Here is a 10,277-nt window from a genome sequence, read left to right as displayed (position 1 = left end):
TCAGCCACCGCGCCTCCAGCGGTCGAAATGAACGTCACCGCACATCCAACCGCCACGACCACCAACCCGGCGAACCTATGCGGTCACAGCACTAGTCGCTCGCGATCGCGTTCAGTACGTTCATCCGCCCTGCCCGGAAGGCCGGGACCAGTGCGGCGAACAGGCCCACGAAGGCCGACCCGGCGAACACGCCGATGATCGTCGGCCAGGGGATCTCCAGCACCTTCAGGCCCTGGAGGGCGAGCAGCTGCTGCGCGGTGGCTCCCCAGCCCATGCCCAGGCCGAGGCCGAGGAGGGCTCCGAAGAGGGCGATGACCACCGACTCCAGGCGGATCATGCGGCGCAGCTGGCGGCGGGAGAGGCCGATGGCGCGCATGAGGCCGATCTCGCGGGTCCGCTCGACCACCGAGAGGGCGAGGGTGTTCACGACACCCAGGACCGCCACGATGATCGCGAGGGCGAGGAGCCCGTAGACCATGTTCAGCAGCTGGCCGACCTGGTCCTTGAGGGACTTCTTGTAGTCGGTCTGGTTGCGCACGTCGTACTGGGGGTACTCGGCGAGTGCCGCCTTGACCCCCGCGTACGCGGAGTCGGCCTTTCCGTCGGCGGCCTTGGCCAGCAGCATGAAGGGCCGGGGCATCCGGTCGGCCGGGATGTACTGCTCCGCGGTCGCGGTGCTGATGTACATCACGCCCTTGTCGATGTTGCCCTCGTCGGAAGTGATCGCGGCGACCTTCAGCTTGGCGGTCCGGCCCTGCGAGAAGGCGACCGTCATCTCGTCGCCGACCTTGACGTGGTGCTCGTCCGCGTAGATGGAGCCGACCGACATCGCGCCCTTGCCGTACGCCGCCGCGTGCTCGCCGGCCACCATCTTGCGCCGGACGTCCTTGACGTAGGTGGGGTCGTTGACGCTCAGGAAGCCGTCCCCGGCGGAGCCGTCGGGGGCGGTGATCTTCGCCTTCACCTCCCGGTACGCGGTGACGTGGTCGAGGTCCTTCGCACCGCGCAGCGCCTGCTCCGCCTGCGGGACGACCGGCTGCCGCGCCTGGGACTGGACGATGTAGTCCGCGCCGACCGACTTGTCGAGCTCGTCGGTGGCGGAGGCCACCATCGAGGAGCCGACCACCGACAGGCAGGCGACCAGCGCCAGTCCGATCATCAGTGCGGCGGCGGTGGCGCCGGTGCGGCGCGGGTTGCGCAGCGCGTTGCGCTCGGCGAGCCGGCCGACGGACCCGAAGGGGCGCAGCACGACGCCGGAGAGCAGCCGGACCACGACACCGGCGAGCAGCGGGCCGATCACGATGAAGCCGATGAGGGTGAAGAGCACGCCCAGGGCCAGCCAGAGCGAGCCGGGCGCGGCCTTTTCGGCGCCCGCGGCGAGGAACAGGCCCGCGCCGCCGATGCCGGTGAGGACCAGGCCGACGACGGCCCGGATGCGGCCGGCCTTCTTGTCGCCGGGAGTGCCGGCGTCGCGCAGGGCGGCCATCGGGGAGACCTTGCCGGCCCGGCGGGCCGGGATGAAGGCCGAGACGACGGTGACGATGATGCCGAGCACCAGGCCGACGACCGGCGTGGTCCAGGCGATGGTCAGGTCGTCGGTGGACAGGTGCATGCCCATCTGGCCCATGAGCTTCATCAGGCCGACGGCCAGGCCCACGCCGGCGCCGACGCCGAGGGCCGAGCCGACGAGGCCGAGCAGGAAGGCCTCGACGATCACGGACTTGAGCACCTGGCCGCTGTCGGCGCCGATGGCGCGCATCAGGCCGATCTCGCGGGTGCGCTGGGCCACCAGCATCGAGAAGGTGTTGAAGATCAGGAAGATGCCGACGAGGAAGGCGATCCCGGCGAAGCCGAGCATCACGTACTTCATGACGTTGAGGAAGGAGCCGACGTCCTTGCGGTTGGCGTCCGCGGCCTCCTTCGCGGTCTGCAGCTTGTACGTGTCCGCGCCGACGGCAGCGGCGACGTTCTGCTTGAGCTGCTCGTCGCTGACGCCGTCCTTGGCGGTGACGTTGACGTGCGTGAAGAGGCCCGGTCCGCCGAGCAGCTTCTCCTGCGCGGTGGCGGTGTCGAAGTAGACGATCGCGGCGCCCGGGTTGGTCACGGTGAAGGTGGCGATACCGCTGATCCTGGCGCGGATGTCGCCGGTTACGGCGATGGTGCGCAGCTCGTCGCCCAGCTTGAGGTGGTGCTTCCCGGCGGTGTCGGCGTCGACCATCATCTCGGCCGGGCCGCGCGGCGCCCGGCCGGAGGTGATCTTCATCGACTTGAGTTCGTTGTCGTTCCAGTTGCCCGCGATGGTCGGGGCACCGGTGGTCGAACCGAGGTTCTCGTTCTTGGCGTTGACGACCGTGACGGACATCGAGACGACGCCGCCCTCGGCGCCCTTGACGCCCTCGGCCTTCTTGACCTGCTCGACGGCCGAGGCGGGCAGCACCGCGGGCATGCCGCGGTCCGGGGTGTCCTCGCCGCCCTCGGCCTTCTTCGGGCTGACCGTGACGTTGGAGTTGGTGACGGCGAACAGCTTGTCGAAGGTGGTGTTCATGGTGTCGGTGAACACCAGCGTGCCGCAGACGAAGGCGACGGAGAGCAGGACTGCGACGGCGGAGAGCGCCATCCGCCCCTTGTGCGCGACGAAGTTGCGCCGCGAGGTCTTCAGTACGGTGTTGGCGCTCACGAGGTCCGCCCGCGCGCGTCGAAGTCCTTCATCCGGTCCAGCACCTGGTCGGCGGTGGGCCCGTACATCTCGTCCACGATCCGGCCGTCGGCCAGGAAGATCACGCGGTCCGCGTACGAGGCGGCCACCGGGTCGTGCGTGACCATCACGATGGTCTGGCCGAGCTCGTCCACCGAGCGGCGCAGGAAGCCGAGGACCTCGGCGCCGGCCCGGGAGTCCAGGTTTCCGGTGGGCTCGTCGCCGAAGATGATCTGCGGGCGGGCCGCGAGGGCGCGGGCGACGGCCACGCGCTGCTGCTGGCCGCCGGAGAGCTCGGTCGGGCGGTGCTTGAGGCGGCCCGCGAGGCCGACGGTCTCCACGACCCGGTTCAGCCACTCCGCGTCGGGCTTGCGGCCCGCTATGTCCATGGGGAGCGTGATGTTCTCCAGGGCGTTGAGCGTGGGCAGCAGGTTGAAGGCCTGGAAGATGAAGCCGATCCGGTCGCGGCGCAGCTGCGTGAGCTTCTTGTCCTTCAGCCCCGTGATCTCGGTGTCGTCCAGGTGGATCTGACCGCTGGTCACCGTGTCGAGACCGGCGAGGCAGTGCATCAGCGTGGACTTGCCGGAGCCGGAGGGGCCCATGATCGCCGTGAACTGGCCGCGCTTGATGTCGACGTCCACCTCGTCGAGTGCGACCACGCGGGTCTCCCCGGCGCCGTAGGCCTTGACGACCTTGCGCGCCCGGGCCGCGACGGCTCCATGCCCTCCAGTACCCCCGTGCCTGGTTTCGGTCATAGCCGTTGTCACGGTGCTTCCCCTCGTTCGTTGCGCTGCCGTCTGCGGCCGCGGCGTTGGTGCCGTCGTGAAGTCTGGAACGCGGAGGCGGCCGGCGCGCTGGTGCCCGTCGCCGTATCCACCGGGGGGTTAACCCCACCCCCGCTCATATGAACCAGTTAAGGACATCGCGGGGCGGTCCTCCTCCTCCGCCGGGACGAATGGCCCCTGGACCCTTGTGAGGAGCAACCCCTAGGGGTTCTCCCCCTCCAGGGGGAGGGGACCCTGGGGGATACCGCCGGATACACCGTGATGAGAAGGTGTTCCCCGCAGATGCGTGCACGGTGAAAGGATCTTGGTGGGCGCGGAGGAGAGCACGGGCGGACACACCGGGGACGCCACCGGGAAGAGCGGTAACGCCGCCGACGGGGGCGGGGTTTGCGCCAAAACCGGCGGAACCGGCGCCTCCGCGGATCCCGGCCCCCCGACACCGCGCACCGCCCTGGTCGCCGCCCTCATGCTGAGCATGGGCCTCGTCGCCCTCGACAGCTCCATCGTCTCCACCGCCGTCCCCCAGATCGTCGGCGACCTCGGCGGCTTCTCCGTCTTCTCCTGGCTCTTCGCCGGCTACCTCCTCGCCATCACGGTCACCCTCCCCGTCTACGGCAAGCTCTCCGACACCCTCGGCCGCAAGCCCGTCCTGATCTTCGGCATAACCCTGTTCCTCGTCGGCTCGCTGCTGTGCGCCCTCGCCTGGAACATGGCCGCCCTCATAGCCTTCCGCCTCGTCCAGGGGCTCGGCGGCGGCGCCCTCCAGGGCACCGTGCAGACCCTCGCCGCCGACCTGTACCCACTGGAGCAACGCCCGAGGATCCAGGCCAGGATGTCCTCCGTCTGGGCCGCCTCCGCCGTGGCCGGCCCGGCGCTCGGCGGATTCCTCGCGGCGTACGCCGACTGGCGCTGGATCTTCCTGGTCAACCTGCCGCTGGGCGGCCTCGCCCTGTGGCTGCTCGCCCGCCACCTCGCCGAGCCCGCACGGTCCGCCGGCCGCCGCGGCCCGATCGACTGGGCGGGCGCACTCGGCGTCTTCGCCTGCGGCGGACTGCTCCTCTTCGCGCTGGTCCAGGGCGGGGTCGCCTGGCCCTGGCTGTCCGCGCCCTCGCTCGGCCTGCTGGCGGCGAGCGCGGTACTGGCCGCCGTCGTCGTCCGGATCGAGCGCCGCGCCGCCGAGCCGATCCTCCCCGGATGGGTCTGGCGCCGGCGCACCATCGCCGCCGTGAACCTCGCCTTCGGCGCACTCGGCCTGCTCATGGTGGCCCCGATGGTGTTCGTCCCGACGTACGCCCAGTCCGTCCTCGGCCTCGGACCCGTCAGCGCCGGGCTCGTCATGTCCGCGATGACCCTCAGCTGGCCCGTGTCCGCCGCCCTCAGCCAGCACGTCTACCGGCGCATCGGCTTCCGCAACTCCGCGGCCGTCGGGATCTCGCTCGCCGCCGTGATCCTCTTCTCGTTCACGCTGCTCCCGTACCCGGCCCGGCCCTGGCAGCCCACACTGATCATGCTGCTGCTCGGCGCGGCCCTCGGCCTCTTCCAGCTGCCGCTGCTCATCGGCGTCCAGTCCACGGTGGGCTGGTCCGAGCGCGGCACGACGACCGCCTCGGTGCTCTTCTGCCGCCAGGTCGGCCAGAGCATGGGAGCCGCCCTGCTCGGGGCCGTCGCCAACGCGACCATCGCCGCCCGGCTGGCGCGCGCCCCGATGCCCGGACTGCCAGACCACCTCGACGGCGTGTCCAAGGCCCTCGACCGGCCGGGGCTCCTCCCGCAGGCCGCCGCCGACTACCTGCGCGAGGCGGTCGCCGCCGCCGTGAACCACATCTTCCTCGGCGCGACCGCCGCGGCCGTGGCGTCCCTGCTGGTCCTGCTGTTCGTGGCACCGCGGCGGTTCCCGATCCTGGAGGAGCAGCCCCGGGACTGAGGGGCACACCCCGCGCCCGCCCGCCATGGCCGCATGCCGCTTGCCGCTTGCCGCTTGCCGGGTTGTCATGACCCCGGTCAACGGAGTACACCTCGGAGTCCTGAATCCGAGATCCGCACCGGGGGACGCCATGACTTCCGCACTCCTCGCACTGGCCTTACTGGCGGCCCTGGCCGGGCCGATCGGCCTGCGGCTGCGCCGCCGTCCGGGCTTCATCACCGGCCGCGACGGCCGGCTCTCCACCTCCACCACCCTGGCACTGGCCTGGACGGTGATCCTGGTCTGGCTCCTGCTCACGATCCTCGCGTACGGGCTCACGGCGGGCGGCGGCGTCGGCTGGTTCGCCGGGGAACACGGCCCGCTCTCCTCCCTGACCACGGTGTACCTGCCCCTGCTCGGCGGCCCGTACCTGGCCCTGATCGCGGCCAAGACGGTCGTCGGCATCCGGGTGGAGAACGGCACCATGGCCAAGCCCGCCCCGAAGCCGACGGACTCCGGGCAGCGGCCGCTGCGCGAGCTCATCGCGAACGACAGCGGACGCACCGACCTCGTCGACCTCCAGTACGTGGCGCTCAGCGCGGTCACGATGCTGTACGTGGTGCTGTTCTTCCTCTCCGACGTGGGAGCCGGGCTCCCCCACCTGCCCGCCGAGATCTGGGCGCTCACGGGCGCCCCGGCCGGGGCGTACCTCGTCAACAAGATGGCCACGCGCGCGAATCCGGTGGTCACGGGCGTGTCGGTGGCGGGCTCCGCCCTGGTGGTGGAGGGCGGCGGCTTCGGCCCGGAGGCCCGGGTGGAGGTCGAGTCCACCGCACTGCCGACCGACTACGACCCGGCGACGGGCACCCTCACCGCCCGGCTGCCGGCCACGGCGCCCGCCGCCTTCACGGTCGTGGTCACCTTCCGCGGCCTGCGCAGCGACCCGTACCGCCACACGCCGGCCCCGGCAGCACCGGCCCAGGCCCCGGCCCCGGCCTCGCAGCCGGCGGGCTGACCCGCCCGAACCGGGGGCGGGCAGGTCAGGGGAGCTTCGCGAGGAACCCCCCGATCAGCGGGGCGATCTCCCCGAGGTGCGTCTCCAGCGCGAAGTGCCCCGCCCCCTCGAAGACGTGCACCTCGGCGTCCGGCGCATCGCGCAGGTACGCCTCCGCCCCCGCCGGGGTGAAGAACGGGTCCCCCGCGCCCCAGACGACCAGGACGGGCACCCTGGCGGCACGCAGCCAGGCCTGCCAGGCCGGGTAGTGGGCGAAGTTGGACGCGTAGTCGAAGGCCAGGTCGGCCTGTGCGTCGGCGCGCCCCGGCAGGCCGAGGTAGTGCACGTCGAGGGTCCAGCCGTCCGGGGAGACCAGGCTCGGGTCGGCGACTCCGGTCTCGTACTGGAAGCGGGTGCCCTCCGGGGTGAACAGCCCCCGCACCCGCTCCTCGTTGCCCGGCACGTCCCGCCGCAGTCCGGCGAACTCGCGGGCCGCGTCGGAGAGCCCCTCCTCGTACGCGTTGCCGTTCTGCACGATCAGGCCCGTCACCCGCTCGGGGCGCCGCGCGGCGAGCCGCAGCCCGACGGGGGCGCCGAAGTCGAAGACGTACAGCGCGAAACGGTCCAGCCCGAGGGCGTCGGTGAAACCCTCCACGATGTCGGCGAGCCGGTCGAAGGTGTACGTGAACCCGTCCGGGGTCTCGGTGCGGCCGAAGCCCGGGTAGTCCGGGGCGATCAGCCGGTACGGGGTGTCGCCGAGGGCGTCCATCAGCCGGGCGAACTGGTGCGAGGAGGTCGGGAACCCGTGCAGGAGCAGCAGGACCGGCCCGTCGGCCGGTCCGCTCTCGCGGTAGGCGACACGGACCCCGTGGACATCGGCGGTGCGGTGGCGGACCAGCTGCATCACATGCCTCCAATGACTTTGTTTCCATTAGTCTCACCGGAGATCCCTAATGGGTCAAGCGGCTTCGATATCATTAGATCCATGACCGCTGCCCCGACACCCGCGACCCCTCCGGTGTTCCCGCTCACCGGCGAGCCCCTCGTCCTGGACCTGCTCAACACCCGGCCCGCGGGCACGGACGACCTGATCGCCGGCCCGGAAGGCCTCGCGGCCTGGCTGACCCTCCAGGAAGCCCGCCTCGGGCCGGTCGCGAAGGCCGGCCCGGCGGAGGTGGCGGCCGTCCACGCCGTACGGGAGGCGGCCGGCGCGGCACTCGCGGCCGCGCGGCGCGGCGAACGCCCCCCGGCCGGCGCCCTGCGCGCACTCAACGAGGCCTCGGCGGGCGCCCCGGCCCACCGCGAGCTCGTCTGGATGCCGGAAACCGGCCTGACGGCGGCCCCGCACCGCGCGGGCACCCCGGCCCGCCGGCTCGCGGCGGAACTGGCCGAGGCGGCGGCGGACCTGCTGACCGACCCCCGGGTGCGCGGCGTACGGGAATGCGAGGGGGCGGACTGCGTCCTGCTGTTCCTGCCGGCACACCCCAGGCGGCGCTGGTGCGTGGCCTCCGCCTGCGGCAACCGCGCCAGGGTCGCCCGCTACTACGCCCGCCACAAGCCCTGACCGGGCGGGCCGGACGCGCCGCAGAGCCGGGCCGGGCCGGGCCGGGCCGGGCGAGGCAGGGTCCGGGCCGGCCCTGGCGGATCGGGCCGGGAACAGGGCGGCGCCGGAGGTCAGCCCTCCGCCGGGGCACGGCCCGTCAGAGCCGCCAGACTGGACCGCACATGGTTCATGTGGGCCCGCATCTCCTCCTGCGCCTCCTCGTGCTCCCGCAGGATCCGGTCCGTCTCACGCCCCGTACGCTCCTCCGCGACCCGGGCCTCCGCGATCAGCTCCGCGGCACGCGCCTCGGCATCCTCCTGCCCGTGCCGCGCCGACTCCTCCGCCTCCGCACCATCACGCCGCGCCTGCGCCAGCCGGCCCTCCGCGCTCTGCTCCAGCTCCGCGTTACGGGCCTCCAGATCGGCCTCCCGGGCCGCCAGCTCCCGCTCCGCCGCGTCCCACCGCTCCACGTGCTCCTGCTCGCGGTCCGCCAGCAGCGCGTCCGACCGGCGCCGCATCTCCACCAGCGCCGCCTGCGCCTGCGACCGCCACCCCGCCGCTTCGTCCCTGGCCTCCGCCCGGACCGCGTCGGCCTCCCGCTCCGCCCGCAGCAGCCCCTGCCGCGCCCGGACCTCCGTCTGCTCGCGCACCGCCTCCGCGTCCTGCCGCGCCAGCTCCGCCACCCGGTCCGCGTACGCCTCCGCCGCGCCCATCGCGTCCACCGCGTCCGCCCGCGCGTCCCGGCACACGGCCTCCGCCTCCTCCTCCACCAGCAGCAGGATCCGGCGGGCGCGCTCACTCAGCTCGTCGTACGTCTGCGGAGCCAGCGCGGCCACCGCCTCGCGCAGCCGCCCCGCCTCCTCCTCCATCCGCTTCGCCAGGACCGTCAGCCGCGCCACCCGCTCCCAGGCCTCGTCCCGGCTGCCGGAGAGCCGGGCGAGATACCGGTCGACCTCTTCCGTGCGGTAGCCGCGACCTCGTACGGTCGCGAAACCCGGTCCGTGAGGTGACATGGGAGCAGTCATCCTGAAGCGCCTCTCTCGGGGGGATTCCTGTCAAGGATGCGCCATTTGCTCTCCGAAGCCGGAATGGCCGGGCCGGGACCCCTCACGAGGGTCCCGGCCCGGCCATTCAACTGATCATCCGGTCAGAGCAGTCCGTCCCACATCTGCTCCAGGAGCACCGACCACCAGCTCTCCGGCGAGGCCAGCGCCGCACTGTCGAGCCCCGCCAGATTCGTCTGGAAATCGACGGTCCAGCGCCCCGCCTGCTCCGGCGTCAAATGCTGACGCAGACGCCACATGTGACCCAGCATCGCCAACGACCGGGCGAACTGCGGCAGGCTCGAATTCACGAACTGCGGCGGCACCGGCGCACCACCCGGACCGGCCTCCACCGGAACCGCCACTATGTGCGCCGTCCCGTACTGCACACACAACGCCTTGCCGAAGTCACTGCCCACCACGAGGTACGAACCAGCATCGGACGCCGGCTGCACCTGCCGCTGCGCCGCCAGCTCCGCCAGAGTCGGCACCGGCTGACCCGGCACCGCCTGCGCCCAGAAGAACGGCCCGAACTCCGTCGGCAGACCCGCCCACACCAGGGTCTGCGCCACGATCTCCGGCACACCCTGACGGGACACCGCCCGCTGATCGAATCGGAACACGCCCTGCGGACCGAAGGCCCCGGCCAGCTCCGCGCCGATCGCGTCCAGCGGAATCGCCGGCTGGAGCGGCACCTGCTGCAGCGGTGCCCGTACCGGCGCAGGACGCGCCGGGCCGTCCGCCACCTGGTGCAGCTCACCCTGATGGGTCAGCAGATGCCGCATGCCCTGCTGACGGCCCGCATGGTCCTTGCCGTACGGGGCCACGCTCGTGATCCGGACCTGAGGCCAGGTCTCCCGGATCATCCGCGCGCAGTAGCCGCCGGGCAGCTCGCACGACTCCAGCTCGGTGTGCAGCTCCAGCACCTGCTGCGGCGGCACGTTCATCGCGCGCAGCTCGTGCAGGATCTGCCACTCCGGGTGCGGCGTACCCGGCGCGGAACGCCGGATGAGCTGCTGCTCGGAGCCGTCGGGCGCACGGTAGCGGAGCACGGCCTGGTAGCCCGGACCGACCGTGGGCACACCGGCGGGCACCGGGGGCTGCGCCGCGGGACCGCCCTGCGGCTGCCCGGGCGGACCGGGAGGCGTGGGTACGCCGGGACCCGCGAGCATGGTGGCGGCCTGATGGGCCTGGCCACCGGGGGCCCCGGGCGGGCCGGGCGGCGCCGGCGGCTGACCGGCGCCGCGAGCACCCGGGGCGCCGGGCGGACCGGGAGGCGCGGGCGGCTGACCCGTCACCGCAGGACCGGCCAGC

General features: G+C 72.6%; 8 protein-coding genes. 3 read left to right on the top strand and 5 right to left on the bottom strand.

What is annotated here, in order from left to right:
* Positions 1 to 91 precede the first annotated feature (91 nt).
* Both ABTY04_RS08900 and ABTY04_RS08895 read right to left on the bottom strand, forming a co-directional pair.
* Entirely contained in the window at positions 92 to 2,617 is a 2,526-nt protein-coding gene (locus ABTY04_RS08900) for an FtsX-like permease family protein (protein ID WP_352212656.1), read from the bottom strand.
* 56 nt (positions 2,618 to 2,673) lie between these two features.
* Positions 2,674 to 3,450 carry an ABC transporter ATP-binding protein gene (locus ABTY04_RS08895; protein WP_376098273.1) on the bottom strand — a complete coding sequence of 259 codons (777 nt, stop codon included), beginning with the start codon at positions 3,448 to 3,450 and terminating at the stop codon, positions 2,674 to 2,676.
* Positions 3,451 to 3,787: 337 nt separating this feature from the next.
* Here ABTY04_RS08895 and ABTY04_RS08890 point away from each other — a divergent pair, with 337 nt between their 5' ends.
* Both ABTY04_RS08890 and ABTY04_RS08885 read left to right on the top strand, forming a co-directional pair.
* Complete coding sequence (locus tag ABTY04_RS08890; RefSeq protein ID WP_352212633.1) at positions 3,788 to 5,404, top strand: MFS transporter; 1,617 nt, start codon at positions 3,788 to 3,790, stop codon at positions 5,402 to 5,404.
* 130 nt (positions 5,405 to 5,534) lie between these two features.
* Complete coding sequence (locus tag ABTY04_RS08885; protein ID WP_352212632.1) at positions 5,535 to 6,398, top strand: hypothetical protein; 864 nt, start codon at positions 5,535 to 5,537, stop codon at positions 6,396 to 6,398.
* Between the two features lie 25 nt (positions 6,399 to 6,423).
* Here ABTY04_RS08885 and ABTY04_RS08880 read toward each other — a convergent pair whose 3' ends face one another.
* Entirely contained in the window at positions 6,424 to 7,281 is an 858-nt protein-coding gene (locus ABTY04_RS08880; protein WP_352212631.1) for an alpha/beta fold hydrolase, read from the bottom strand.
* 81 nt (positions 7,282 to 7,362) lie between these two features.
* Here ABTY04_RS08880 and ABTY04_RS08875 point away from each other — a divergent pair, with 81 nt between their 5' ends.
* Positions 7,363 to 7,941 carry a CGNR zinc finger domain-containing protein gene (locus ABTY04_RS08875; protein WP_352212630.1) on the top strand — a complete coding sequence of 193 codons (579 nt, stop codon included), beginning with the start codon at positions 7,363 to 7,365 and terminating at the stop codon, positions 7,939 to 7,941.
* Positions 7,942 to 8,051: 110 nt separating this feature from the next.
* Here ABTY04_RS08875 and ABTY04_RS08870 read toward each other — a convergent pair whose 3' ends face one another.
* Positions 8,052 to 8,933 (bottom strand): cellulose-binding protein, encoded by an 882-nt coding sequence (locus ABTY04_RS08870; RefSeq protein WP_352212629.1) that lies wholly within the window; start codon positions 8,931 to 8,933, stop codon positions 8,052 to 8,054.
* A gap of 134 nt (positions 8,934 to 9,067) precedes the next feature.
* On the bottom strand, positions 9,068 to 10,277 hold a 1,210-nt coding region (locus ABTY04_RS08865; RefSeq protein ID WP_352212628.1), incomplete at its 5' end, for an SUKH-4 family immunity protein.

Origin of the sequence: Streptomyces sp. NPDC097981, assembly GCF_040302565.1 — a bacterium.
In the GTDB taxonomy this organism is placed as follows: Bacteria; Actinomycetota; Actinomycetes; order Streptomycetales; family Streptomycetaceae; genus Streptomyces.
The sequence above is the reverse complement of the archived record's forward strand: the minus strand, read 5'-3'. Positions and strand labels throughout refer to the sequence as shown.

Coding starts and splice junctions, on each gene's coding strand:
- ABTY04_RS08900 (WP_352212656.1), bottom strand. CDS start 2,617: ATGGCGCTCTCCGCCGTCGCAGTCCTGCTCTCCGTCGCCTTCGTCTGC.
- ABTY04_RS08895 (WP_376098273.1), bottom strand. CDS start 3,450: ATGACCGAAACCAGGCACGGGGGTACTGGAGGGCATGGAGCCGTCGCG.
- ABTY04_RS08885 (WP_352212632.1), top strand. CDS start 5,535: ATGACTTCCGCACTCCTCGCACTGGCCTTACTGGCGGCCCTGGCCGGG.
- ABTY04_RS08880 (WP_352212631.1), bottom strand. CDS start 7,281: ATGCAGCTGGTCCGCCACCGCACCGCCGATGTCCACGGGGTCCGTGTC.
- ABTY04_RS08875 (WP_352212630.1), top strand. CDS start 7,363: ATGACCGCTGCCCCGACACCCGCGACCCCTCCGGTGTTCCCGCTCACC.
- ABTY04_RS08870 (WP_352212629.1), bottom strand. CDS start 8,933: ATGTCACCTCACGGACCGGGTTTCGCGACCGTACGAGGTCGCGGCTAC.